Below are 26,545 nucleotides of genomic sequence, written 5' to 3' on the forward strand. Positions count from 1 at the left end.
GACTGGCGCTAACGAGAGAGAACTCTGTATATAAAAAGGAGAAAGCAATGCCGTTTCAATTACCTGCACTACCGTATGAAAAAAATGCGCTTGAGCCTCATATTTCCGCTGAAACTCTGGAATACCACTATGGTAAACACCATAACACCTATGTGGTTAACCTGAATAACTTAGTGAAAGGTACCGAGTTCGAAGACAAAACCCTGGAAGAGATCGTCAAAACTTCCACCGCTGGTATCTTCAACAACGCCGCACAGGTATGGAACCACACCTTCTATTGGCACTGCCTGTCACCACAAGGCGGCAATGAGCCAACGGGTGCTGTTGCTGAAGCCATCAACAAATCTTTCGGTTCTTTCGCTGCATTTAAAGATCAATTCACCGATGCCGCAATAAAGAACTTCGGCTCCGGCTGGACCTGGCTGGTGAAAAAAGCTGATGGTTCACTGGCAATCGTCAGTACTTCCAATGCAGCAACCCCACTGACTGGCGCTGACAAGCCGTTATTGACGGTTGACGTTTGGGAACATGCTTATTATATCGACTATCGTAATGCACGCCCTAAATACCTGGAAAACTTCTGGGCATTGGTCAACTGGGCATTTGTAGCAGAAAACCTGGCTTAATCGCCGGCAATTGCTCAGAGAACAGTGACCTATCGAGCTGTTACTCATAAAGCTGTTACCAATAAATTAAGGCGCGGAATTTTTCCGCGCCTTAATTTATTGTACTCGTCATTAACATTGCGGTTGCTGACCGCCCAGCAACCTGAATATACCCGTCGCCAATCAAACTGCTGCGGTGTTGGCTACGCGCACTCACCCTAGTCACATAGTGGCCTATGCTCCTAGGGATTCACTTGCTTGCCGCCTAGCGGCATCTTGATTGAACTTGGGTATAAACTAATTCAATGCGGCAATAAGGCCGAACGCCACAATCATTACCAATGCACAACAGGTAGTAAACAATGACATCTTCAAATTGGTATCCATAAACGTCTCCCTCTCTATGATCTTCGTCGTACTGTAAGTGGTATGGTTCCTGGTTGCCCTGTCGTGACGTAGCTGCCTCAGTAACCGGGGGGTGCTTACTGATTTGCCCCGTTATGACTATTTATTGTTACTGCTCATTGCGACTACTCATTGCAACCGGAATAAACTCAGGTATGTGGTTACTCAAGCATAAGCGACGCAGCCAATACAGCAAATCATTTTTCCCACAGTTCGTGACTTATCTCTTGTTATCCCAGTAGTCTATGCCCCCATTACAATCTAAATGACGGCGTATCCGTTATGGCTCGAATAAACTTGATGTTAAATACATGATTAGCTCTTCCACTTTGCTGCAATATACGACAAAATCGCCCATTCATAACCGCATACCGGTGTAATGCCCTCCTGTTTAAGCGACTGACGAATTCAGTACTAAAAACTCAGTTTTCGCTTATCTAAATAGCTATGCCTCCAGGTGGGTATGATGCAGGTTAGCTGAGCGTTGAGCGCATGGATGCGCGATACGAGCCCCCACGGACGGGTTCACGGCGTGTCAGCGTTCCGCATCGTGCCCACAAGCCAGATGCTTAACGTGAAGCGACATCAGGTACGGTTATCTAGACAGGTAGGCAAACGATTAACATCATACCTGCATAATGGACATGTAGGTTTAGGAGTCATTTTTTACATGGCAACGATTAAAGATGTAGCCAAGCGCGCGGGCGTTTCCACAACGACCGTTTCACACGTTATTAATAAAACGCGTTTCGTCGCCGAAGAGACTAAGGTAGCCGTTTGGGCTGCGATTAAGGAGCTACATTATTCGCCCAGTGCAGTGGCCCGCAGTCTGAAGGTTAATCATACCAAATCGGTGGGTTTGCTGGCGACCTCCAGCGAGTCGCCCTACTTTGCCGAAGTGATCGAGGCAGTAGAAAACAGTTGCTATAGCCAAGGCTATACCTTGATCTTATGCAACTCTCACAACGATTTGGATAAGCAACGAGCCTATCTGTCGATGCTGGCGCAAAAACGCGTTGATGGCCTGCTAGTAATGTGCTCCGAATATCCAGAGCCTTTACTGGAAATGCTGGAAGATTACCGCAATATCCCTATGGTGGTTATGGATTGGGGCAGCGCACGCAAGGATTTTACTGATACCATTATTGATAATGCTTTTGCGGGCGGTTACCTGGCTGGCCGTTATCTTATCGAACGTGGGCACCGGGATATCGGCGCGATTCCTGGCCAACTTTCGCGTAATACCGGCGGTGGACGTCATCAGGGATTCCTCAAAGCGCTGCAGGAAGCACATATCGACATCCGTGAAGAGTGGATCGTTCAAGGTGATTTCGAGCCGGACTCTGGTTACCAAGCCATGCATGAGATCCTGTCGCAAAAGCAACACCCAACCGCCGTTTTCTGTGGCGGTGATATTATGGCGATGGGTGCCATCTGTGCTGCTGATGAACTGGGGTTGCGCGTACCACAAGATATTTCGGTGATCGGGTATGACAATGTGCGTAATGCTCGCTACTTTACCCCGGCACTGACCACTATCCATCAACCTAAAGAACGCTTGGGTGAAATGGCCTTCACCATCTTGCTGGACCGTATTACCAGCAAACGTGAACAATCCAAAGTAATCGAAATTCACCCAACCCTGATCGAACGCCGTTCTGTCGCCGATGGTCCTTTTATCGATTACCGTCGTTAATCGCTCACGCCGGGAAGCAGCAGACTTTCCGGCGACTTCTCGCTCAGCCATTCCTGATTAAGCGTTTCACTGTCACCCAGATAGTTGAGTAACCAAGACATGGCGGGTGACTGCGCTTTTTGCTGCCAGGTAAGGCAACAAGCACTCGGGGGAAAGGGTTCACGCAGTTGTAACTCCACCAACTCTCCGCTTTGTACCAACGGTAATACCCGGTGGGCTGGCGCCATCCCCACACACAAGCCACTACAAAGGCAATCTACCGCAGAAACCCAATCAGGCACCATTAAGCGCCGTTGGTTATCCAGCGACCAAGTTACCCGTTTGGGTAAATTACGTGATGTATCCTCTAACACCAGCGAAGGGTAAGCGCGTAATTGCTCATCACTGAGGGGGCCTTTCATCGCCGCCAAAGGATGACTGGCGCTGACCACACAAAGCCAATTGATAAAGCCCATATCACGGAATGCATAACCCCCCCCTACGGGCACAGCGCGTGTCGCACCGATAGCCATATCCACACGGCCATCAACCAAGGCATCCCATACTCCATTAAACACCTCTGGCTGCAGCACCAATTCCATATCAGGAAAATGGTGATAAAAATCCAGTAATAGCTGGCGGCTACGCTGTGGCTTTACAATCAAATCAACCGCAATTCTTAACTGACCACGCCAACCATTAGCAACCTGCTGGCACTGTCGACGCGCATCAAGCATTTTTTTGATAACAACTCGCGCCTCTTTAATAAACAGTGAGCCCGCAGGTGTTAATTCCACATTACGGTGATGGCGCACAAAGAGAGGGACCGCCAACCATTGTTCCAGTTGCCGCACGGTATAGCTCACCGCCGAAGGAACACGATGTAATTCCTGTGCTGCTGCGCTGAAACTCCCGGTACGTGCTACCGCATCAACGACATCTAACGAGTATTCAGACCACATAGTGATATTCTGCCTTCAAATTTTTTAATAGCACCTTGCAAATAATACCGTTTCACAACTAGAGATCCAGCCGTATACACTTGCCGCCGCTAAAAAAATCTGCGTAACATAATTTTAACGAGAAATACCATGCGAAATTTTGGATTTATGTTTTATCTTGCTGGCCTAAGCATGTTGGGGTACCTGGCTACCGACATGTATCTGCCGGCATTTGGTGCTATGCAACAGGAGTTGCAGATTTCCCCTGGGGCCATCAGTGCCAGTTTGAGTATTTTCCTGGCCGGGTTTGCCTTTGCTCAACTGCTGTGGGGGCCCTTGTCAGATCGCCTGGGGCGTAAACCGGTGCTCTTGGTTGGCCTAGTGCTATTCGCCTTCGGTTGCCTGGGTATGTTATGGGTGGAAAACGCAGTCCAACTGTGGTCACTGCGCTTTCTTCAAGCCATTGGGGTCTGTTCTGCAGCAGTCACCTGGCAAGCCATCGTGGTGGATCGCTACCGCGACGGTAAGGTCAACCGTGTTTTTGCCGCTATCATGCCGCTGGTCGCCCTCTCCCCTGCATTAGCACCACTCTGCGGTGCCTGGTTACTTAATCATATGGGCTGGCGCGCCATCTTTATTGTATTACTTTCCATCACATTATTATTGCTTATTCCTACCCTATTACTGAACGATCACAGCCGGTTGGTACCCTCTACTGACAAACAACCCGGCAGCAGTTTCTATCAGATTTTAAAATCCCCGCGATTTAGCGGCAACGTGATGATTTTTGCTGCCTGTTCCGCCAGCTTTTTTGCTTGGCTGACTGGCTCACCATTTATTCTTGGTGATATGGGGTATAGCCCAAATGATATTGGCCTGAGCTATGTTCCACAGACTCTGGCTTTTTTGCTGGGTGGATACAGTTGCCGCAGTGCCTTGAGTCGTATTTCCGGTAATCTCTTGTTGCCTTGGCTGCTGCTCGCCTATGGCTTCAGTATCTTGGCTTTATATTTACTGGCAACATTAACGGAACCGACGTTAACCACTCTGCTGATCCCATTCTGCTTTATGGCCTTAGTTAACGGTGCCAGCTACCCTATTCTGGTCAGTAATGCGCTCATGCCGTTCCCTGAAAGCAGTGGTAAAGCCGCCGCATTGCAAAATACCATCCAATTGGGGCTATGTTTTGTTTCCAGTTTGCTGGTCTCGGCATTTATTAGCCAACCGTTGGTAGCAACCGTCACCATCATGCTCACTACGGTATTTTTGGTCGCTTTGGGCTATGCGATCCAACTTTATGGCGTCAATGAAAAACAGCGGCGTTTACAACAAGAAAGTGCAGACTCAGTCTCATGATGATATGACTTTTGCCGAGCGCGATAAGCTATGGCGGCAAGTGTTTAGTGTCAAAGGCACCAAACACTTTGTAGGTCGAATAGTCGCAGCCCGGCCAAACCAGGGCTGCTTTAATCACTCTTAGGCTTTTACTGGGCTACTGTATTCGCTGCTACAGCCATAGCGGCTTCGCGGCTGGCAAGTACCCGCTCAACGGTATCAACCACGGCCTGGGTCTGCGGGTCGATCTCGATATTCACTTTATCGCCAAGGCGTCGCTTGCCCAACGTGGTACGCTCAAGGGTTTCCGGGATTAAGTGTACGCAAAAGCGGTTATTAACCACCTCACCAATGGTCAGGCTAATACCATCAATGCCGATATAGCCTTTATGCAGCACATATTTCATCAAATCATGTGTTGGCATCCGTAACCATACTTGACGGTTATTTTCCGAGGTGAAAATCTTGGCAACTTCAGCGGTGCAAATAATATGCCCGGACATTAGGTGACCACCAATCTCATCATTGAATTTGGCCGCCCTTTCGACGTTAACCTTAACGCCAAGTTTGAGATCACCAAGATTGGTCAAGCGTAACGTTTCTTTGATCAAATCAAACGTCACTTGGTTACCGTTAATGGCGGTTACCGTCAAGCAACAACCATTATGCGCCACCGAAGCGCCTAGCTCGAGCCCTGGCAACAGTTCAGCGGGCATTTCAATTGTATGGGTGCGAAAATTAGGTTTTTCATCAATGGCAACCAGCGCTGCGGTGCCCTGTACGATACCGGTAAACATGTTGGCCTCTTTTCTGAACTCAATGTGCTGTAAGCAGTTTGCCCCAGTTAGCAGTGAAAACCAAACTACTGAAGCAAAAAAATCCTGTTTCTAGCGCCTGTTCAATCAAGCGATAGAGTATGGCGGCATCTGAATAAATCGGAGATGCACACCATCAAATCAGTAGCGCTATTCGCTGGCGATTTACTCCGCTTTTTTTGCCACTTTGCGGGGGCTTTTTTTCTGTTTTTTACCCTCTGTCGGTGGCGAGCTCGGCAAGCCACGAAACGCGACACTGGCGCGGCTCTGCTTGGCCTGATAGATCAATTCCTGCAAGGTGGCTTCCAGCGGTTGCATAAAATCCTGATAACGGCAGGATTTTTCACTGATTTGGGTGAGTGTTGCTTCCCATTGGGCCGTCATATCAGGACGCGCTGCCATATCCGGTAATGAGTGGATCAAGGCACGCCCGGTGGGGCTTGAATGAATATAGCGCCCTTTCTTGTAAAGAAACGCACGCTTAAATAACAGCTCGATGATCCCTGCCCGCGTTGCCTCGGTGCCCAAGCCATCGGTCTCTCGCAATATTTTTTTCAGCGCTTTATCTTGCACAAAACGAGCAATCCCCGTCATGGCAGAAAGCAAACTGGCATCAGTGAACGGTCTGGGGGGTTGCGTCTGCCGTTCAACCACTTCACCGCGTTCACACAGCAACTCATCCCCTTTAGCCACCACTGGCAATGGTGCCCCTTCATTTTCCTCATCACGCTCTTTGCTACCCAATAGGGTTCGCCAGCCCGCTTCCGCCAGAAAACGTGCCTTGGCAATAAATTTGCCACCCGCAATATCCAACTCAATAACGCACTTGCGGAACAAGGCATCCGGGCAAAACTGCATCAAATATTGCCGGGCTATTAGCGTATAAACATTCAGTTCGTCTTGGCTCAGGTTAACTTTACCACCCCGTGCCGTGGGAATGATGGCGTGATGCGCATCGACCTTTTTATCATCCCAGCAGCGGTTACGGCGTTCGCTGTCAATCACCGGCTGCGGGTAAAGGTCAGGTTGATGGGCACTGATGGCATTCAATACCGCATGCCGCCCGACAAAATGCTCCTCCGGTAAATAACGGCAATCAGAACGGGGATAGGTAATCAGTTTATGCGTTTCATACAACCGTTGGCAGATATCCAATACTTGCTGAGCACTGAGGTTATAACGTTTGGCAGCCTCTATTTGTAACGTAGACAGGGAAAAGGGCAATGGCGCAGTATCCGATTCACGCTTGTCATTATATGAAGTGACTTGGGCAGGCTGGCCTTCAATACGTTTGACCACATGCTCTGCCAAAGGCCGGTGCAGTAAACGGCCCTCTTCATCCTGATAAGGTTCACAAGACTCGCTGGGCTGCCATAAAGCAACAAATCGCTCCTCTTTTGGCGTCACTATGTGCGCTTTCACTTCGAAGAAATCTTTCGACACAAAGTCTTCAATTTCTTCGTCACGGCGCACTACCAATCCCAATACTGGTGTTTGCACCCGCCCCACGGATAACACGCCATCATAGCCGGCATTACGCCCCAGCAAGGTATAAGCACGCGTCATATTGATACCATACAGCCAATCAGCACGCGCACGGGCTAACGCAGAAACACACAAGGGAATAAAATCACGGTTATCGCGAAGGCGTTCAACCGCCCGTTCGACCGCTTGAGGGTTAAGATCGTTAATCAGACAACGGCGCACGTTCTGCCGCTTTTCCACCGGCAGTGCCAAGTAATCCAACACTTCATCCACCAGCAGTTGCCCCTCTCTGTCAGGGTCACCGGCATGGATCACTTCATCGGCCTCGCCCAGTAGACGCTGGATGGCATTCAGTTGCTTGCTCACCGAGGGGCGCGGCTGTAACAACCATTTTTGCGGGATAATTGGCAAGTCAGCCAATGACCAACGGGCATAACGATTATCGTAAACATCGGGTTGAGCCTGTTCCAGCAAGTGCCCGACACACCAAGTCACCACGTCATGACTGCCACAGGCAATGAACCCATCCCCACGGCGATGGGGCTTCGGCAATATATCAGCAATGGCACGGGCCAAACTCGGTTTCTCGGCTATAAACAGTCGCATTACTCACCGTTATTCTGGCTATAGGCCATTAAAAATTCTTTCACCTGCGCATAGTTTCCACGGAAAATCACGCGCTGGTTTTTCTTTTCCAATTGATAGCAATACATCGGATCATAGTAGTGTTGTAACAATGGCACCAACCACTGCTGGTGAGCATCACTGTTATCGGTGGCCCGTTGTAATTGCAGCGCTTCTTCCAACCTTTGTGTTAACTGCTGGAAGAGTTCCAACCCCAAACGGCGTCGAATGGCAAACAAGCCGTGATGCAAATACTCATCATATTGCTGCCAACCCTCCTGTTCACCGTAGGTCTGTTCGAAATCGGCTCGCATCCGGTCAATATACTCTTCCTGCAGCCTTGCCACGCGCACGTCAAATGGATCATCAATCACCACCACCGGTGCTTGCTGCATGGCATTGAATAAACTCAACGGCAGGCTATCAGAACCAATCGTCCGGCTTTCATCTTCCACTATCCACTTGCGACAGCCACCATGCTGTTTTTTCAGCATCTGCACCGCCAATTGATTTTCAAAATCAATCTGGCTAGGTTGTTTGGTCAAGGTTCGGCCAAAAGATGAACCACGGTGATGGGCTAGATTTTCCAGGTCAATACCGGCCGCCATTTCATTAATCAGCAGCGTTTTACCACAACCGGTATTGCCGCCAACGATCACCATCGGCAAGGTCATCGCCGATTCGAGTGTCTCCAGTAGAAAATGGCGCAGCGCTTTGTAACCACCAATAATCCGCGGATAATCGACCCCGGCCTCATGTAGCCACTGCTGTACCAGTTGAGAGCGCAATCCACCACGGAAACAGTAGAGATAACCGCTTGGCTGTTGTGCGACCTGTTCAATCCAGGCACGAGTCCGCTGCGCCCGTAACTCACCATTGACCAGGCTGTGCCCTAAAGCAATCGCCGCCTGTTGCCCCTGTTGTTTATAACAGGTCCCCACTATTTGGCGTTCGCGGTCATCCATCAGTGGCAAGTTGACTGTCAACGGGAATGCACCTTGCCGAAACTCGATGGGTGCACGTACATCAATAAGCGGAACATCCTCTAAGAAAATGCGCTGATAATCTTTCGTGTCACCCCGTAACTGCTGCGTTAGCACTCGATAACCTCAATCAATGGTTTACCAGGGCGTGCGGCATGCAATTCACCTATGGCGTTGATGGCAATACCATGGCGTGCCGCAATCGCCTGCACGTCAGCCTCCGCTTGCGGCAGTACCGCCAGTAACAACCCGCCAGAGGTTTGTGGGTCACACAACAATTGGCGTTGCAGCTCAGTCATGGTACCAATCAGATGGCCGTAGCTTTCATAATTGCGTTGCGTCCCACCCGGTACGCAACCTTGTTTAATATAGGATTCTACCTCGGGTAGCCGGGGTACCTGATCGAACCACAGTGTCGCTTGCAAGCCTGAGCCTTGACACATCTCACTTAAGTGCCCAAGCAAACCAAAACCGGTCACGTCAGTCATTGCCGTGACACCGGCAACGTCAGCAAATTCAGCCCCAGGCTTATTTAATTGGCACATCACTTGGGTGGCCAACCCTTCATGCTCTGGGCGCAATTTGCTTTTCTTCTCTGCGGTGGTCAACACACCGATACCCAACGGTTTGGTTAAGAACAGCTTAGCTCCCGCTTGTGCTGCGCTATTTTTCTTTACCCGTTCGGTACTGACAATACCCGTAACAGCCAGGCCAAAAATGGGCTCGGGTGCATCAATCGAGTGCCCCCCAGCCAACGCGATACCGGCCTGCTGGCAAGCGTATCGCCCACCATCAATTACCTGTTGCGCCACCTCTGCGGGTAATGTGGCAATCGGCCAGCCTAGAATGGCAATCGCCATCAAGGGTTTCCCCCCCATCGCGTAGACATCACTAATGGCATTGGCCGCGGCAATGCGACCAAAATCAAACGGATCATCGACAATAGGCATAAAAAAATCAGTGGTGCTGATAATGCCGACACCATTACCAATGTCATAAACGGCCGCATCATCACGGGTTTCATTCCCCACCAATAAATTAGGGTCAACAAACTTTTCCTGTTCGCTGTGCAATATCGTCTCAAGTACTTTCGGTGAGATTTTGCAGCCACAGCCAGCACCATGGCTGTACTGGGTTAAACGAATCGCTGGCAATGTCATAATCCACTCCCTCTGAGTAATGCGCGTCAGGATATCATAACGGGTTATTCCCATCGTCATTCAAACTGCAGAGGTGGGTACAGAAAGGTCCGAAAGGTAGATACCCTGTAGCTTGAATCAATGCGCTATAGGGTAGCGCTTGGCGAAGGGATTGATAAGCGGTGGTTGGCATAATGCGTGCGAATGCTCATAAATAGTGCAAAGCGACACCATGATGGGCCACTTTGCACCTGCTTGATCACAGATGGTTCAGAAGTAACTGACAAAAGTCGTGCTATCCGGCGCGACTACTTTTGCCGGGGCCTTCAACTGTGGTGTACCCAAATAAAGGAAGCCAACAATTTCATCCTGCTCACGGCAGGCGAAGGCTTCACGCACCAACGCATTTGCCGTCCAGACGCCAGTACGCCAGATGCCATTGAAGCCCTGTGCCAATGCCGCCATCTGCATCGCCTGCACCGCACAACCTGCTGACACCACCTGTTCCCAGTGGGGGACCTTCGGGTTATCGCTGCAATGGGCAATCACCGTAATGATCAACGGTGCACGGGAAGGGATCTGCTTGGCTTTCTCGACCGCACTTTCACCCAGTTGGTCCTGTTGGGCCGCGCGCTGCAATAGTTCACTGAAACGCACTAATCCCTGGTTCTCAATCAGCACAAAACGCCAGGGTTGCAGTGCACCATGGTCTGGAGCCCGTAAGCCTGCATTGATGATATTCTGACGCACTTCACCTTCAGGTGCAGGTGCTACCAGGCGCGATGCCGAACGGCGGTTGAGTAACAGTTCCAGTGCGTCCATGATTCATTCCTAATAACAATTTTTATTTCACGCACGTTAGCATAGCCCAACAAAGAGTGACAGTTTCTGCAATACTCTCTTTAACCAGCGAATTAAAAAGTTAAAGCTGACATTTGTTTAACCACTCATTACGATAGCGGCGTATACCACCCTATTTTGGAGAGCACATGCGCACATTGTGGCGATTTATTGCCGGTATTTTCAGATGGACCTGGCATCTAATCAATTTTGTCAGGGAGTTGATCCTCAACTTGTTCCTGATTTTTCTGATCCTGATTGGCGTGGGTATTTATCTCACCTTTCAGAATAATGTCTCAATGGAAATCCCCCGCGGGGCACTATTGGTTGATCTGAAAGGCACTGTGGTTGATAGCCCAGCCGTCAATAACCGCTTCCGTCTATTAGGGCGTGAACTACTGGGTACATCCAGTAATCGTCAGCAAGAAAACTCGCTGTTTGATTTGGTGGATACCCTTCGCAAAGCGAAGGACGATAAGAACATCACCGGAATGGTGTTGCAATTAAATGACTTTGTCGGTGCCGACCAACCCTCGTTGCAATATATCGGCAAAGCCCTGCGCGAATTCCGCGATAGCGGTAAACCGATCTATGCCATAGGTGATAGCTACAACCAGACACAATATTACCTCGCCAGCTACGCCAGCAAGATTTATCTATCACCACTTGGTGCCGTAGACCTGCATGGCTTTGCCACCAATAACCTGTATTACAAAGCGTTATTGGAAAAAGTGAAGGTTACCACCAACATTTTCCGCGTGGGGACCTATAAATCTGCCGTAGAACCGCTGATTCGTAACGATATGTCGCCAGAGGCTCGTGAGGCAGATAGCCGCTGGATTGGCGGATTATGGCAAAACTACCTGGATACGGTAGCGGCCAATCGTCAACTGACCCCAGACCAACTGTTCCCTGGTGCTGCCGATATCATCAACGGCCTCAAAGCCGCAGGGGGAGATACTGCACAGTTTGCCTTGAACAGCAAACTGGTGGATGAGCTCGCTTCCCGCCCCGTCATTGAAAATCAATTGGTGAAAACCTTTGGTTGGAATAAAACCAATAATAACTTCAATTCCGTCAGTATCTACGATTACCAACCTCAATCCCCCGCTGAACTGGGGGAAGAGATCGCCGTGGTTTTTGTTAATGGCCCAATCATGGATGGCCCACAAACGGCGGGTAATGTTGGTAGCGATACCACCGCAGAACAATTACGCCAAGCCCGTCTCGATCCCAACATCAAAGCCGTGATACTGCGCGTCAATAGCCCAGGTGGCAGCGTCAGTGCTTCAGAAGTGATTCGTTCAGAATTGGTGGCCATTCGCGCTATTGGCAAGCCGGTGGTGGTTTCTATGGGTGGAATGGCGGCTTCTGGGGGGTATTGGGTCTCCGCACCCGCAGATTATATTATTGCTAGCCCGAGCACTCTCACTGGTTCTATCGGCATTTTTGGCGTGATCAATACCTTTGAGAACACCCTCGATAGTATCGGTGTCAATACTGATGGCGTGGCGACGTCTCCATTGGCGGATATCGCCGTCACCAAGGCACTACCCGCTGAGTTCTCGCAAATGATGCAACAGAACATCGAGAATGGTTACAAGAAGTTCATCACGCTGGTGGCTGACTCTCGCAAGATGACCCCAGAACAGGTCGATCAAGTTGCTCAGGGCCACGTCTGGCTGGGTAGTGATGCCAGGAAAAATGGCCTGGTGGACCAACTGGGTGACTTTGATGATGCAGTGAAAAAAGCGGCGGAGTTAGCTAAACTGACCCACTGGCAACTCAGTTGGTTTGTTGATAACCCAAGTCTGGCGGATATCCTGCTTAGCCAGTTTAATGTCTCTATTCACGCCATGCTGCCAACCATGATTCAATCAATGCTGCCAGCACCATTGAACTCGCTGGCAAAAGCTGCGGCGGAGCAGCCTGGCCTATTCAACAACCTTAATGACCCGCAACATCGTTATGCTATCTGCCTGACCTGCGGTGAAGTTCGCTAGCTGTTATCCCTAGGCTTATTCAGCATGGCGATAAATCTCTAGCCCGACAAAGTCGTCGGGCTTTTTTTTGTTACCATCTCCCTATAATTTGCTCTATTAGCAGGTCATATGAGCCTTACCATGCAAAAAAAATCCATCTACGTCGCCTACACAGGCGGCACTATCGGTATGCAGCGCTCGACGCAGGGTTATATTCCAGTATCCGGGCATCTACAGCACCAACTGTCACTGATGCCAGAATTCCATCGGCCAGAGATGCCAAACTTCACCATTCATGAATATGTGCCATTGATTGACTCTTCCGATATGACGCCAGAAGATTGGCAGCACATCGCTGACGATATTAAAAAGAATTATGATCAATACGATGGCTTTGTGATCCTGCATGGCACTGACACCATGGCCTATACCGCCTCTGCGCTCTCTTTTATGTTGGAGAATCTGGCCAAACCGGTGATTGTGACAGGGTCACAAATCCCTTTGGCTGAATTGCGTTCTGATGGTCAAACCAACCTATTGAATTCGCTCTACTTGGCGGCCAATTATCCAGTCAATGAAGTAAGTTTGTTTTTCAATAATAAGTTGTTTCGCGGCAACCGTACCACCAAGGCCCATGCCGATGGTTTTGATGCCTTTGCCTCACCTAATCTGCCCCCGTTACTGGAAGCCGGGATCCACATCCGCCGTCAGACAGGCATCCCATCCCCGGTTTGCCGTGGGGAACTGGTGGTACATAACATCACGCCACAGCCGATCGGCGTAGTCACTATCTATCCGGGTATTTCTGCTGCGGTGGTACGTAATTTTCTGCTACAACCGGTAAAAGCACTAATTCTGCGCTGCTATGGTGTGGGCAATGCCCCACAAAAAGCCGAATTGTTGGATGAACTACGCGATGCCTCAGCACGTGGCACTGTGGTAGTGAATCTGACCCAATGTATTTCAGGTAGAGTCAATATGGGGGGATATGCTACCGGTAATGCGCTGGCCCATGCAGGCGTTGTTAGCGGGTTTGATATGACCGTGGAGGCAGCATTAACCAAGCTGCATTACCTGCTGAGCCAACCCTTGACACCCGAGGAGATCCGCAAACTGATGCAGCAGGATCTACGTGGTGAACTGAGCGTGGCAGATTAACCCCTATTGGAGCTGAGATGAAGTCCGCCTTGTTATTAATCGATTTACAAAATGACTTTTGCCCTGGTGGCGCGTTAGCGGTAGCCGAAGGTGATGCCACCATTGCCATCGCCAATCAGGCGATTGACGCTTGTGGTGCGCGCAACGAACCGGTTATTGCCAGCCAGGACTGGCATCCGGCTAATCATCGCAGCTTTGCCATTCACGCTAACGCACCCGTGGGCACCTTGGGTGAACTTGAAGGTTTGCCACAGGTCTGGTGGCCAGTGCACTGCGTCCAGCATAGCTCGGGGGCCGCACTGCACCCTCAGCTTCAGCGCCAACAAATCGCAGCGGTGTTTCGTAAAGGGGAAGATCCCAACATTGATAGCTACAGTGCTTTCTTTGATAACGGCCACCGCACCTCAACCCTTTTGGATAGTTGGTTGAAAACACACGGTGTTACCCAACTTGCAGTGATGGGATTGGCCACTGATTACTGCGTAAAATTCAGCGTATTAGATGCATTGAGCCTGGGTTATCAAACTCAGGTGATTATTGATGGCTGCCGTGGTGTCAATTTGCAGCCCGAAGATAGCCAACGTGCTTTAGCGGAAATGCAGCAAGCGGGGGCAAAATTGGTGACGCTGTCACAATTTATCAACCGCTAATATCCCCTGCACTATTTCCTGCACTATCCCCTTCACTCTCCCCGGTGGGTTGCCCGCTAGCACTAACAACCTCGGGGAGGTTCGCTTGCTACTGTGGTTTCAATTTTACCAGCGGCTCTGCCATAAACTGCTGCTTCAGTTCCTGTTTACTTTTCATCACAATCTGCCCATCAGTGCCAATACTCATATGTTGTGCTTCAACATTGTGCATTGATTGCCAGAGCATCACCGCTTGCAGACTGTTTTCTTTCTGTTCTGCTGTCAGCGCGACCCCATCGGGCCATTTACCCAGTTCTACCGCCTGGCGCAAACGCTGATAAATTTCCGGCGTCATGCAAGCAATCAAGTCTTTTACTTCCATCAGTCAGTTTTCCTTTAGATGATAATAACCGATAGTTAGCTGAATCGATTTTGTTAATTCTTAATACATAGAGACCCGCTTGCCACCTATTCCCGCCGTCTACTCGAATTATGACGGAGAATCACCTGTTAACCCAGCGTCTGCTCGCCACTGTTGTCATCAGTGAAACTCAGTGAGGCAGAGTTGACACAGTAGCGTTCCCCCGTTGGCTGTGGACCATCCGGGAAAACATGTCCCAAATGAGCATCGCAGCTGGCACAGCGGATCTCTACACGTTGCATATTGTGTGAATTATCATCAAGATAACGAATGGCATCATCAGAAACGGGCTGATAAAAGCTTGGCCAACCGCAGCCTGGATCATACTTGCTGGCGGAGTAAAACAGCGGCGCGTGACAGCACAAACAGTGATACATGCCCTCACGCTGGTTATGCAACAATTTGCCCGAAAAAGGCGCTTCAGTCCCCTGTTGCTGCGTCACGTAGTGTTGAATGTCATTCAACTCTGTGCGCAATTGATTTTTAGTCATTTGTGCGATTTCCGCCCTTTACCATCACCAACCAAAACAAAACTCAATAATAACAAAAAAACAACAACACCAAGAGGGTTTTTAACCTAGACTGTAGCGGATGTGATGTGTGTAGCGACAAGACGTGATCTTTATCACACATATTGTATTTACTATCTTTATACTTAATAATTTATCCCCATATCAAGCGGAGACCAAGCGCAAATTGTGTGTGCAAATAGCGAACAAAACAGGCACTAGGTTTTGATTTGCAGCAACAATTGACACGATTCCGCTTGACGCTTGGCAAGGTTTTGGTAATTCTACAACCAACCTTTTATTCACTAACAAATAGCTGGTGGAATATATGACTATCAAAGTAGGTATCAACGGTTTTGGCCGTATCGGTCGCATTGTTTTCCGTGCTGCTCAAGAGCGTTCTGACATTGAGATCGTTGCAATCAACGATCTGTTAGATGCAGAATACATGGCTTACATGCTGAAGTATGACTCTACCCATGGCCGTTTCAACGGTACAGTAGAAGTTAAAGACGGCCATCTGGTTGTTAACGGTAAAACCATCCGTTGTACCTCAGAAAGAGATCCGGCTAACCTGAAGTGGAACGAAGTCAATGTTGACGTCGTTGCTGAAGCAACTGGCCTGTTCCTGACTGACGAAACTGCACGTAAGCACATCGCTGCCGGCGCTAAAAAAGTGGTTCTGACTGGGCCATCTAAAGATGATACCCCAATGTTCGTTATGGGCGTAAACCATAAGGCTTACGCGGGTCAGGAAATCGTTTCTAACGCATCTTGCACCACCAACTGCCTGGCCCCTCTGGCTAAAGTGATCAACGACAAGTTTGGCATCGTTGAAGCACTGATGACTACTGTTCACGCAACAACTGCAACTCAGAAAACTGTTGATGGTCCGTCTCATAAAGACTGGCGCGGCGGCCGTGGTGCGGCTCAGAACATCATCCCTTCTTCTACCGGTGCAGCTAAAGCGGTTGGTAAAGTTATCCCAGAATTGAACGGCAAGTTGACAGGTATGGCGTTCCGCGTTCCTACTCCTAACGTGTCTGTGGTTGACCTGACTGCTCGCCTGGCAAAACCAGCTTCTTACAAAGAAATCTGTGCTGCTATCAAAGCCGCTTCTGAAGGCGAACTGAAAGGCGTTCTGGGCTATACCGAAGACGAAGTGGTCTCTACTGACTTTAATGGTGAGAAACTGACTTCTGTATTCGATGCTAAAGCCGGTATCGCTCTGAGCGACACTTTTGTGAAGCTGGTTTCTTGGTACGATAACGAAACCGGTTACTCAAACAAAGTACTGGATCTGATCGCTCACATCTCCAAGTAATCGTAGATGTGGTGTTGATTATAAGGGCGACATTCGTGTCGCCCTTTTTGTACCTGTCCTCTTACCAACCACAGTGTCGTCAACTGTACAGCCCGATCTGACCATTTATCTAAGTTGCGTCTTGTAAATGAGTGGGCAATCTGGCAACAGTTTGCAGCAGTTTAGGCGACAGATATCTCTGTTTTTGCGCCGAATAGAGGCCTTAGCATGAACGAAAAAATTTTCACCCTGCCCGTTACCGAGCAATTATCCCCTTCTATTAGCCTGCGCCAATTGGATGAATTACCCGTCGTAGTGGTTTCTCATCCTAAAACTCGGGCCGCCATCACCTTACAAGGCGCACATTTACTGGCTTGGCAACCCGATGGAGATCAGCCCGTCATCTGGTTAAGTAACAATACCCCCTTCAAAGCTGGGGTCGCTATCCGTGGCGGTGTACCCATCTGTTGGCCATGGTTTGGCCCAGTCAATAACCCGGCCCACGGATTTGCCCGTAATGTCCCTTGGCAATTAGTCGCCCATGATGAAGATCAAGAAAATGTCAGCCTGACCTTCAAATTGCAGGATAATGCAGAAACCCGAAAACTGTGGCCACATGCCTTTAGCCTGACGGCTCACTTTAAGTTCGGTACCGAATGCGATATCGCGCTAGAGTCGCAAGGTGACTATCAGGCTACCGCCGCACTCCATTCCTATTTCCAAATCGGAAATATTGACAAGATTAAAGTTGCCGGTTTAGGTGAACACTTTATTGATAAAGTGGCAGAAGGTATTGAAGCGCATCAGGTGGGTGAACTGGAATTTACCGGTCGGACAGACCGTATCTATACCCAGCCAGCTGCCACTAGTCTGATTAAAGACCCCGTATTACAGCGCACAATTGAAGTGAATCACCAGCATATCAGTGATGTTGTCGCTTGGAACCCAGGGGTTGAACTCTCTTGCAGCATGGCCGATATGCCGAATGACGGTTATAAAACCATGGTCTGCGTAGAAACGGCTCGTGTCACCAAGCCCTTGCTAGTTACCCACGAACACCCTGCCCGTTTGGCAGTTAAAATCCGCAGCATCAAAAATCGTTGAGTTAATAAACCGAGGTGAAAGCTATCCATTGCTTTCGCCTTGCTGGTTTTCTATGGGGATGGCAAAACACGCAGTACAGTAACCTGCATCTCAGTGGTAGCCAAGCAGCCTACTTGTTTAACGCCCTTTTTTAGTGCAAGAGCGCACTAAAAAAGAGCACAGCACCATTAAAAACTATAGGAAATCCCCGTCATTAGCGAACCGGAATAGGATTTATCCACCATTGGGCTGTCTTTAATTTCACTGGCCAAACTGGTGTAACGCCCAGTGAAGAAGCCAGTCCAGTTGGTGTTGATTTTATATTGGGTGGTCAGTTCAAGATAAGGTGACACACTACTGCTCGGTGTATAGGTATTGAAACCACTACGGCGTGACTCATTACCATTAACGCCAAAATAATATTTATTCTGGTTTGAGCTATTCATGGTCATCCCCAGCGCAGGGATAATACGCCAGTCACCTGTCTGGAAGCGGTATAGATAAGCCACATCGCCTATCAGGCCATTGCTGTTATTCAACACATCACCGACCAAGGTGCTGCGGATTGTTCCCCAATCAGCATTATATGAATAAGCCATACCGCCCATTAGGGTACTGCGGCGCTTATCCAACTGCTTCATGCGATCGTCATCACTATCATCGGGGTCAAAATTCAGCGGCGAATAGAGTACGATAACACTTAACTGGTTTTGCTGGTCGCGCCACAGGTTATAACCCGCCATCAATGAACGGAAGTGAAAGTTTTCCCCTTCGTAATTGATAATAGGAACGGGATAGACGCGGTCCTGATAACCACGATAAGGGCCAGGTGTGAGCAATGCTGAAGCACCCAGTGACCAAGTTCCTGCCTGAGCATTGTGTGCACAAGTGACCGCGGCAACAATAATCGCTAATGATTTTAATGAAGGTATTTTCACGATGTTTTCCCATACATAAAAAAGGTAAATGTCATAACGTAAATAGTTTATGTGAAAATATGTTTCCGTGTGTGATATTTACAATAAAAAACAGTTATAAGTCAATAAATGAGCAGATAACGCTCATTTATTCTGCTGAATTAGCCCCTACTTCATGTCTATTCTACGCCGCCCTTCCAGTCTCTCCGCAGTAACAGCAAGTGAGTCATTGATATGGCTTAAAAAAAATTTTATTGATGCAGGAAATTTTCCAGTATGCAACTAGACTTATATCGGAAGGTGGATTTATCCTGAGGTCGGTTGAATAAAGCGCAACTCGCGATAATAAATCTATCATGTTGGCATACGAGTTGCTGTACTCAGTTATGCTTCCCACTTTCAGGAGCCACAATATAAACACCAGCTCCTTTTTTAACCTGTGCTAATAACGAAAGGACGGGCATCGCCATGAACATATTTGACCACTATCGTCAGCGCTACGAAGCAGCCAAGGACGAAGAGTTCACACTGCAGGAATTTCTTACCATTTGCCGGCAAGATCGCAGTGCATATGCCAATGCAGCAGAACGGCTGTTGATGGCTATCGGTGAACCAGTCATGGTGGATACCGCGCTTGAATCGCGCATGTCACGCCTGTTTTCCAACCGGGTCATCGCACGTTATCCTGCATTCGAGGAATTCTACGGCATGGAGGAAGCTATCGAGCAGATAGTTTCTTACTTGAAACACGCCGCGCAAGGACTCGAAGAGAAGAAACAGATCCTTTATCTGTTGGGCCCAGTAGGTGGTGGTAAATCATCCCTTGCTGAACGGCTAAAAGACTTGATGCAACGTGTCCCTATTTACACGCTGAGTGCTAATGGTGAACGTAGCCCGGTAAACGATCACCCATTATGCCTGTTCAACCCACAGGAAGACGCCACTATTCTGGAGCAGGAATACAATATTCCCCGGCGTTATCTTGGCAGCATTATGTCGCCATGGGCAGCCAAACGTCTGCATGAATTCGGTGGTGACATCACTAAATTCAAAGTAGTGAAGGTTCGTCCATCCATTCTGGAACAGATAGCTATCGCCAAAACTGAACCCGGTGATGAGAATAACCAGGATATCTCTGCCTTGGTAGGTAAAGTAGATATCCGCAAGTTGGAGAACTATGCCCAGAACGATCCAGATGCCTACGGCTATTCCGGTGCCTTGTGTCGTGCCAACCAAGGTATTATGGAATTTGTCGAGATGTTCAAGGCACCGATCAAAGTGCTGCACCCTCTGCTGACCGCCACTCAGGAAGGTAACTACAACGGTACTGAGGGGATCTCTGCCCTGCCATTCAGCGGCATTATTCTGGCGCACTCTAACGAGTCAGAATGGGTCACTTTCCGCAACAACAAAAACAATGAGGCCTTCCTTGACCGGGTTTATATCGTCAAGGTGCCTTACTGCCTGCGGGTGTCCGAAGAGATCAAAATCTACGACAAACTGTTGGACCACAGTGAGCTAACCCATGCCCCTTGTGCCCCTGGTACGTTAGAGACACTGGCACGCTTTACCGTATTGTCACGTCTTAAAGAGCCAGAAAACTCCAGTATTCACTCAAAGATGCGTGTCTACGACGGTGAAAGCCTGAAAGACACCGACCCCAAAGCCAAGTCATATCAAGAGTATCGTGACTATGCTGGGGTTGATGAGGGCATGAATGGTCTTTCAACCCGTTTTGCCTTCAAGATACTGTCTCGGGTCTTCAACTTTGATCATGCCGAGGTGGCTGCAAACCCGGTACATTTGTTCTACGTGCTTGAGCGACAAATAGAACGTGAACAATTCCCGCAAGAACAGGCAGAAAAATATCTGGAGCACCTGAAAGGCTACCTGATACCGAAGTATGCCGAGTTTATCGGTAAAGAGATCCAGACAGCTTATCTGGAATCCTACTCGGAATATGGTCAAAACATTTTTGATCGCTACGTGACCTATGCCGATTTCTGGATCCAGGATCAGGAATACCGTGATCCCGATACCGGTCAACTGTTTGATCGCGAGTCTTTAAACGCCGAACTGGAGAAAATTGAAAAACCAGCCGGTATCAGTAATCCAAAAGATTTCCGCAACGAAATCGTTAATTTTGTCCTGCGGGCTCGTGCCAATAACAGCGGCCGCAATCCTAATTGGACCAGTTACGAGAAGTTGCGCACCGTCATCGAGAAAAAAATGTTCTCGAATACGGAGGAGTTACTGCCCGTTATTTCCTTCAATGCCAAAACCTCAACGGATGAGCAGAAAAAACATGATGATTTTGTCGACCGTATGATGGAGAAAGGCTACACCCGTAAACAGGTTCGCCTGCTGTGCGAATGGTATCTGCGGGTCAGAAAATCTTCATGATGTAAGCTACATGACGTCATATACCTCGGTGGTTTCAAGTGACCGCGTGCGCCCAAGGAGGGGCGAGTCATTACGCCAAGCTTGAATGATCGTGGGTATATGCTTTATGGCTTGCCGGGCAACGTTGTTTGGGGGATGTATGGCCTATTTCATTGATCGACGGTTAAATGGCAAAAACAAGAGCATGGTGAACCGCCAGCGCTTCTTGCGTCGCTATAAGTCGCAAATCAAACAGTCGATAGCTGAAGCCATCAATAAACGTTCGGTCACCGACGTAGACAGTGGGGAATCCGTGTCGATTCCTAGCGGCGATATCAGCGAACCCATGTTTCATCAAGGCTCTGGCGGTAAACGTCAGCGTGTTCATCCAGGCAACGACCATTTTGTGCAAAATGACCGTATCGAGCGCTCCCAAGGTGGCGGTGGCGGCGGTGGAAGTGGCCAAGGGGATGCCAGTCAGAATGGTGAAGGCCAGGATGAATTTGTGTTCCAAATCTCCAAAGATGAATATCTCGATTTACTGTTTGAAGACTTGGCGTTGCCTAATCTGAAGAAGAATCAGTATAAGCAGCTTACCGAGTTCAAAACCCATCGGGCCGGTTACACAGCAAACGGCGTGCCTGCCAATATCAGTGTGGTGCGCTCGTTGCAAAACTCATTGGCACGGCGTACTGCTATGACGGCAGGTAAACGGCGTACTCTGCATGAACTGGAAAATAGTCTCAGCCTTTTGGAAAACAGCGAACCTGCTCAATTACTGGAAGAGGAACGCCTGCGTAAGGAGATTGCTGAGCTACGTAAAAAAATTGAAAGTGTGCCATTTATTGATACTTTTGACCTACGCTATAAAAACTATGAGCGCCGCCCTGAACCTTCCAGTCAGGCGGTGATGTTCTGCCTGATGGATGTCTCTGGTTCAATGGATCAGCCAACCAAAGATATGGCCAAACGTTTTTATATTCTGCTGTATCTCTTCCTCAGCAGAACCTATAAAAATGTCGAGGTGGTATACATTCGCCACCATACGCAGGCCAAAGAAGTGGACGAGCAAGAGTTCTTCTATTCTCAGGAAACTGGCGGCACTATCGTTTCCAGTGCACTGAAGTTAATGAACGAGGTGATAGAAGAGCGCTACGACCCTGCTCAATGGAATATTTATGCCGCTCAAGCTTCAGATGGCGATAACTGGGCTGATGATTCGCCTCTGTGTTACGAGTTGTTGGCAAAAAATACGTTGCCGATGGTGCGTTACTATTGTTATATCGAAATCACCCGTCGTGCTCATCAGACCCTGTGGCGGGAGTATGAACATTTACAAGCAACCTTTAAAAACTTCGCCATGCAGCCAATTCGTGAGCCGGAGGATATTTACCCTGTATTCAGGGAGCTGTTCCAGAAGCAAACCGTATAGTGTTATGACGACCAACACAGCCAGTCAACTGACTGGCTGTGTGCCCTTTTTTATTAAACGGCAAGCTATACACGCCCGAGCTCCGAGCAACTCTCCCCTGCCTGTTTATTGATAATGGTGTACCATCAGCACAATACCACGCCGAGGAAACCCGCATGCACCACCTGATGTTAGATATTGAAACCCTGGATATCACCCCCAGCGCAGTGATCCTGGCGGTTGCCGCCGTGTTCTTTGACCCCAAAACTGGCGAACTAGGCGCAGAATTTGATGTTGCGGTCAACTGTCAGCAAGAGCAACCCGAGCGAACCATCAGTCTGGAAATCGTCGCTTGGTGGGCAAAACAATCAGATGAGGCACGCAAATTAGCTTTTGGCGGCACAGAAAGCCTGAAACGCGTATTAACCGGCCTGAGTCGCTTTATTCATATAAACAGTACGGATACCGTGAAAGTGTGGGGCAACGGTAAAGAGTTTGATTGCGTTATTTTGGAACATGCTTTCAAACAACTGGGCATGCCCTGCCCGTGGAAATTCTGGGATACACAAGATGTCCGCACCATTATAACCTTAGCCGAGTTAAATGGCTTCAACCCCAAAAAACAGCGAGCCTTTGAAGGCACGCCGCACCGGGCGTTGGATGATGCCAAACATCAGGCACGTTATGTGGCTGATGCCATCTCCGCACTTTATTATCGCAAGACCGTATTGTAGAAAACGGACCGGTCTTAGATAAGCGCATTATCCCGCTTAAACAGCGCTAGTATAGCGCCCTACCGCCAAATCGTCAGAGGCTATCGCGGGTGTAATACCAGAAACCAGATCCGCCAGCAGTTGCCCGGAACCACAAGCCATGGTCCAGCCCAAGGTACCATGCCCGGTATTCAGATAGAGATTTTTCAGGGGCGTTTTGCCAACGATCGGCGTGCCATCAGGGGTCATCGGCCGCAAACCTGTCCAGAACGAGGCTTGCTCAATTCGCCCCCCATGAGGATAAAGGTCACGCACCACCATCTCCAACGTTGCTCGTCGTTTCTGTTCTAACTGGGTATTAAAACCGACAATCTCCGCCATGCCTCCCACACGAATACGTTGGTCAAACCGCGTAATGGCAATTTTATAGGTTTCATCCAGTACGGTTGAGCTGGGTGCAGCCATTTCATCTGCAATCGGAATGGTCAACGAATAGCCCTTCAGAGGATAGACCGGTATCGGAAACCAATCACCCAGCAATGTCGTCGAATAAGCCCCTAACGCCATGACATAGCTATCTGCTTTTATCAGCTCACGACCACATTGCACCCCGATGACTTTATCTCCCTCGACGCATAAGCGATCAATTGTTTGATTGAAAAGGAAATTAACCCCCGCCAATTTTGCCATTTCTGCCAATCGCTGGGTAAACAGCTGGCAATCTCCCGTTTCATCATTGGGCAACTGTAAGCCGCCCACTAATTTGTGAGCCACCTGCGCCAATGCCGGTTCAACGGTGGACAATTGATTGGCAGACAATAACTGGTAAGGAACACCAGCCTCTTCCAACACCGCGATATCTTTGCTGGCGTTATCGAACTGCTGTTGAGAGCGGAACAGTTGTAATGTGCCTTTTTGACGACCTTCATACTGGATCCCGGTCTCCTGACGCAGCAGTTTAAGGCAATCACGGCTATATTCCGCCAACCGCACCATGCGGCTTTTATTGGTCTTATAGTGGCTGATGTCGCAATTTTTCAACATCTGCCACATCCAATGCAGTTGAAAACGACTACCATCAAGATGAATAGCCAACGGAGCATGCCGCTGGAACATCCATTTAATCGCCTTTAATGGCACACCCGGTGCGGCCCAGGGAGCTGCATAGCCAGGGGAAATCTGCCCGGCATTAGCCGCACTGGTCTCAAGTGCTGGCCCAGGTTGACGATCGATCACCGTCACTTGATGACCGGCTTTTGCCAAGTACCAAGCGCTACTCACCCCCACCACACCACTGCCTAAAATTAGCACTCGCATCTCTCACCCCTGCATGGTTTTCACCCAGCATGATCTAGCCATAGTGAAAAATTAATTCAGTAATAACCAGCTCAGTAAAATGAGTCATCGAGATTGATAATACTCACAATAAGTGGTTTCAGTCCCTCTTTAAGTGACAGCAGCAGCAACTTGGATAAGTCTAATACCTAAATCACCTCATTTTTATCAATCGCAGATGATTTCAAACGATTTATTGTAACTTAGACTATCATTGTAAAAGGGTCTGCCAAATGAGCGGGATCTGTTAATAACGAGGGTGCGCTGATGACTACTTCGACACATAAAAAAGTGAAGGCAGATAAACGTCTGAGCGATGGACCGGACTGGACGTTCGACCTGCTGCGAGTTTATCTGGAACAGATTGATCGTGTCGCCAAGCATTACCGGCTCGACACCTATCCACACCAGATCGAGGTTATTACCTCCGAACAGATGATGGATGCCTATTCCAGCGTCGGGATGCCGATTAACTATACGCACTGGTCATTCGGCAAAAAATTCATTGAAACTGAGCAGCGTTATAAGCATGGCCAGCAAGGCCTGGCCTACGAGATCGTTATCAATTCCAACCCTTGTATCGCTTATCTGATGGAAGAAAACACCATCACCATGCAAGCTCTGGTGATGGCGCATGCTTGCTATGGGCATAACTCGTTTTTCAAAAATAATTATCTGTTCCGCAGTTGGACGGATGCCAGTTCGATTGTCGATTATCTGTTGTTTGCACGCCATTACATCAGTCAGTGTGAGGAGCGTTATGGTGTGGAAGAAGTGGAAAAACTGCTCGATTCCTGCCATGCCTTGATGAACTACGGTGTTGATCGCTATAAACGACCACAAAAAATCTCACTGGTGGAAGAAAAAGCACGCCAGAAAGTGCGTGAAGAGTATCTGCAGAGCCAGGTAAATTCTCTGTGGAAAACCTTGCCACGTATCGCGCGTGAAGAATCGCCGGGGCAAGCATTGCGTTTCCCCCGTGAACCACAGGAAAATATTCTCTATTTTATGGAGAAAAATGCGCCGTTACTGGAGCCATGGCAACGGGAAATTTTGCGCATTGTGCGTAAAGTAAGCCAATACTTCTATCCACAAAAACAGACTCAGGTCATGAATGAAGGTTGGGCAACCTTTTGGCACTACACCATCCTGAACCATCTCTACGATGAAGGGCGGGTAACGGATCGCTTTATGCTGGAGTTTTTACACAGCCATACTAACGTGGTCTATCAACCGCCCTACAATAGCCCCTATTATAATGGGATTAATCCTTATGCATTAGGCTTTGCCATGTATCAGGACATTAAGCGTATCTGCCAATCACCAACGGAAGAGGATCGCTACTGGTTCCCGGATATTGCCGGCAAAGACTGGCTGGATACCTTACATTTCGCCATGCGTGACTTTAAGGATGAGAGTTTTATCAGCCAGTTCCTGTCACCCAAGCTGATGCGCGACTTCCGCCTATTTAGCGTATTGGATGACGATCACAACAATTATCTGGAAATTTCGGCGATCCACAACGAGGAAGGCTACCGTGCGATTCGCCAAGCGCTGTCAGCACAATATAACCTCAGTAATCACGAGCCAAATATCCAAGTCTGGAATGTTGACCTGCGCGGTGATCGCTCTTTGACATTACGTCATATTCCGCAAGACAGAGCACCATTAGACAAAAGCCGCAAAGATGTGATGAAACACCTGCACCGATTGTGGGGATTCGATATTATCCTGGAACAACAAAATGAAGATGGCAGTATAGAGTTGCTTGACCGTTGCCCACCAAGGCCAACGCAATTATAGCCTCAATCCGCTTCAGTTCATTCAAGCTGCAGGGCTCCTCTGCAGCTTGAAT

General features: G+C 48.8%; 23 protein-coding genes. 12 read left to right on the forward strand and 11 right to left on the reverse strand.

Going from position 1 to position 26,545, the window contains the following annotated elements:
• The first annotated feature begins 47 nt into the window (after positions 1–47).
• Positions 48–626, forward strand: coding sequence for a superoxide dismutase [Fe] (gene sodB / locus ACX9GV_RS08860; RefSeq protein WP_023490170.1), 579 nt, complete (start codon positions 48–50; stop codon positions 624–626).
• 276 nt (positions 627–902) lie between these two features.
• Here sodB and cydH read toward each other — a convergent pair whose 3' ends face one another.
• The gene (gene cydH, locus ACX9GV_RS08865; RefSeq protein ID WP_473197779.1) at positions 903–992 is read right to left on the reverse strand and encodes a cytochrome bd-I oxidase subunit CydH; all 90 of its coding nucleotides are present in this window, start codon (positions 990–992) and stop codon (positions 903–905) included.
• Positions 993–1,680: 688 nt separating this feature from the next.
• Here cydH and purR point away from each other — a divergent pair.
• Complete coding sequence (purR, locus tag ACX9GV_RS08870; protein ID WP_473197780.1) at positions 1,681–2,706, forward strand: HTH-type transcriptional repressor PurR; 1,026 nt, start codon at positions 1,681–1,683, stop codon at positions 2,704–2,706.
• Here the strand turns inward: purR and punR are convergent.
• Positions 2,703–3,647, reverse strand: a complete 945-nt coding sequence (gene punR / locus ACX9GV_RS08875) for a DNA-binding transcriptional activator PunR (protein WP_473197781.1) — start codon at positions 3,645–3,647, stop codon at positions 2,703–2,705. The genes purR and punR overlap by 4 nt on opposite strands.
• Positions 3,648–3,776: 129 nt before the next feature.
• Here punR and punC point away from each other — a divergent pair, with 129 nt between their 5' ends.
• Positions 3,777–4,982, forward strand: a complete 1,206-nt coding sequence (gene punC, locus ACX9GV_RS08880; RefSeq protein WP_473197782.1) for a purine nucleoside transporter PunC — start codon at positions 3,777–3,779, stop codon at positions 4,980–4,982.
• Between the two features lie 128 nt (positions 4,983–5,110).
• Here punC and ACX9GV_RS08885 read toward each other — a convergent pair whose 3' ends face one another.
• From ACX9GV_RS08885 to ACX9GV_RS08905, 5 genes are all read right to left on the reverse strand, one after another.
• Complete coding sequence (locus ACX9GV_RS08885) at positions 5,111–5,758, reverse strand: riboflavin synthase subunit alpha (protein WP_473197783.1); 648 nt, start codon at positions 5,756–5,758, stop codon at positions 5,111–5,113.
• A gap of 183 nt (positions 5,759–5,941) precedes the next feature.
• Positions 5,942–7,867, reverse strand: a complete 1,926-nt coding sequence (locus ACX9GV_RS08890) for a DNA topoisomerase III (RefSeq protein WP_473197784.1) — start codon at positions 7,865–7,867, stop codon at positions 5,942–5,944.
• Complete coding sequence (gene mnmH, locus ACX9GV_RS08895; RefSeq protein ID WP_473197785.1) at positions 7,867–8,985, reverse strand: tRNA 2-selenouridine(34) synthase MnmH; 1,119 nt, start codon at positions 8,983–8,985, stop codon at positions 7,867–7,869. Before mnmH ends, ACX9GV_RS08890 begins: the two co-directional genes overlap by 1 nt.
• Positions 8,979–10,028, reverse strand: coding sequence for a selenide, water dikinase SelD (gene selD / locus ACX9GV_RS08900; RefSeq protein ID WP_473197786.1), 1,050 nt, complete (start codon positions 10,026–10,028; stop codon positions 8,979–8,981). The genes mnmH and selD overlap by 7 nt, the downstream gene beginning before the upstream one ends.
• Before the next feature lie 249 nt (positions 10,029–10,277).
• The gene (locus ACX9GV_RS08905) at positions 10,278–10,829 is read right to left on the reverse strand and encodes an NAD(P)H nitroreductase (RefSeq protein WP_473197787.1); all 552 of its coding nucleotides are present in this window, start codon (positions 10,827–10,829) and stop codon (positions 10,278–10,280) included.
• A gap of 167 nt (positions 10,830–10,996) precedes the next feature.
• Between ACX9GV_RS08905 and sppA the strand changes: the two genes are divergently transcribed.
• The 3 genes from sppA to pncA all read left to right on the forward strand — a co-directional run bounded on the left by sppA (position 10,997) and on the right by pncA (position 14,637).
• Positions 10,997–12,850, forward strand: coding sequence for a signal peptide peptidase SppA (sppA, locus tag ACX9GV_RS08910; protein ID WP_473197788.1), 1,854 nt, complete (start codon positions 10,997–10,999; stop codon positions 12,848–12,850).
• Between the two features lie 120 nt (positions 12,851–12,970).
• Complete coding sequence (gene ansA, locus ACX9GV_RS08915) at positions 12,971–13,987, forward strand: asparaginase (RefSeq protein ID WP_473197789.1); 1,017 nt, start codon at positions 12,971–12,973, stop codon at positions 13,985–13,987.
• 17 nt (positions 13,988–14,004) lie between these two features.
• Positions 14,005–14,637: a bifunctional nicotinamidase/pyrazinamidase gene (gene pncA, locus ACX9GV_RS08920; RefSeq protein WP_023490158.1), complete on the forward strand. Its 633-nt coding sequence runs from the start codon at positions 14,005–14,007 to the stop codon at positions 14,635–14,637.
• An 88-nt stretch (positions 14,638–14,725) separates the two neighbouring features.
• Here pncA and ACX9GV_RS08925 read toward each other — a convergent pair whose 3' ends face one another.
• Together ACX9GV_RS08925 and msrB are read right to left on the reverse strand one after the other, a co-directional pair.
• A complete protein-coding gene (locus tag ACX9GV_RS08925; protein ID WP_473197790.1) occupies positions 14,726–14,998 on the reverse strand; it encodes a YeaC family protein in 273 nt (90 codons plus the stop codon).
• A 128-nt stretch (positions 14,999–15,126) separates the two neighbouring features.
• The gene (gene msrB, locus ACX9GV_RS08930) at positions 15,127–15,528 is read right to left on the reverse strand and encodes a peptide-methionine (R)-S-oxide reductase MsrB (protein WP_473197791.1); all 402 of its coding nucleotides are present in this window, start codon (positions 15,526–15,528) and stop codon (positions 15,127–15,129) included.
• Positions 15,529–15,874: 346 nt separating this feature from the next.
• On the opposite strand from msrB, the gene gapA reads away from it, so the two are divergent.
• Complete coding sequence (gene gapA, locus ACX9GV_RS08935) at positions 15,875–16,870, forward strand: glyceraldehyde-3-phosphate dehydrogenase (RefSeq protein ID WP_023490155.1); 996 nt, start codon at positions 15,875–15,877, stop codon at positions 16,868–16,870.
• Between the two features lie 207 nt (positions 16,871–17,077).
• Positions 17,078–17,953 carry a D-hexose-6-phosphate mutarotase gene (locus ACX9GV_RS08940; RefSeq protein ID WP_473197792.1) on the forward strand — a complete coding sequence of 292 codons (876 nt, stop codon included), beginning with the start codon at positions 17,078–17,080 and terminating at the stop codon, positions 17,951–17,953.
• 167 nt (positions 17,954–18,120) lie between these two features.
• On the opposite strand, the gene ACX9GV_RS08945 is transcribed toward ACX9GV_RS08940, so the two are convergent.
• The gene (locus tag ACX9GV_RS08945) at positions 18,121–18,870 is read right to left on the reverse strand and encodes a MipA/OmpV family protein (protein WP_473197793.1); all 750 of its coding nucleotides are present in this window, start codon (positions 18,868–18,870) and stop codon (positions 18,121–18,123) included.
• A gap of 447 nt (positions 18,871–19,317) precedes the next feature.
• Between ACX9GV_RS08945 and yeaG the strand changes: the two genes are divergently transcribed.
• From yeaG to ACX9GV_RS08960, 3 genes are all read left to right on the forward strand, one after another.
• Positions 19,318–21,252, forward strand: a complete 1,935-nt coding sequence (gene yeaG, locus ACX9GV_RS08950) for a protein kinase YeaG (RefSeq protein ID WP_473197794.1) — start codon at positions 19,318–19,320, stop codon at positions 21,250–21,252.
• Positions 21,253–21,391: 139 nt separating this feature from the next.
• Positions 21,392–22,663 carry a YeaH/YhbH family protein gene (locus ACX9GV_RS08955; protein ID WP_473197795.1) on the forward strand — a complete coding sequence of 424 codons (1,272 nt, stop codon included), beginning with the start codon at positions 21,392–21,394 and terminating at the stop codon, positions 22,661–22,663.
• Positions 22,664–22,818: 155 nt separating this feature from the next.
• Positions 22,819–23,376 carry a 3'-5' exonuclease gene (locus ACX9GV_RS08960; protein ID WP_473197796.1) on the forward strand — a complete coding sequence of 186 codons (558 nt, stop codon included), beginning with the start codon at positions 22,819–22,821 and terminating at the stop codon, positions 23,374–23,376.
• A 36-nt stretch (positions 23,377–23,412) separates the two neighbouring features.
• On the opposite strand, the gene ACX9GV_RS08965 is transcribed toward ACX9GV_RS08960, so the two are convergent.
• Positions 23,413–24,672, reverse strand: a complete 1,260-nt coding sequence (locus ACX9GV_RS08965) for a D-amino acid dehydrogenase (protein WP_473197797.1) — start codon at positions 24,670–24,672, stop codon at positions 23,413–23,415.
• Positions 24,673–24,957: 285 nt separating this feature from the next.
• On the opposite strand from ACX9GV_RS08965, the gene ACX9GV_RS08970 reads away from it, so the two are divergent.
• On the forward strand, positions 24,958–26,493 hold the full coding sequence (locus ACX9GV_RS08970) for a SpoVR family protein (protein ID WP_473197798.1): 1,536 nt from the start codon (positions 24,958–24,960) through the stop codon (positions 26,491–26,493).
• Positions 26,494–26,545 lie beyond the last annotated feature (52 nt).

The sequence above is a fragment of the Serratia sp. 25CWL12 genome (assembly GCF_055790885.1).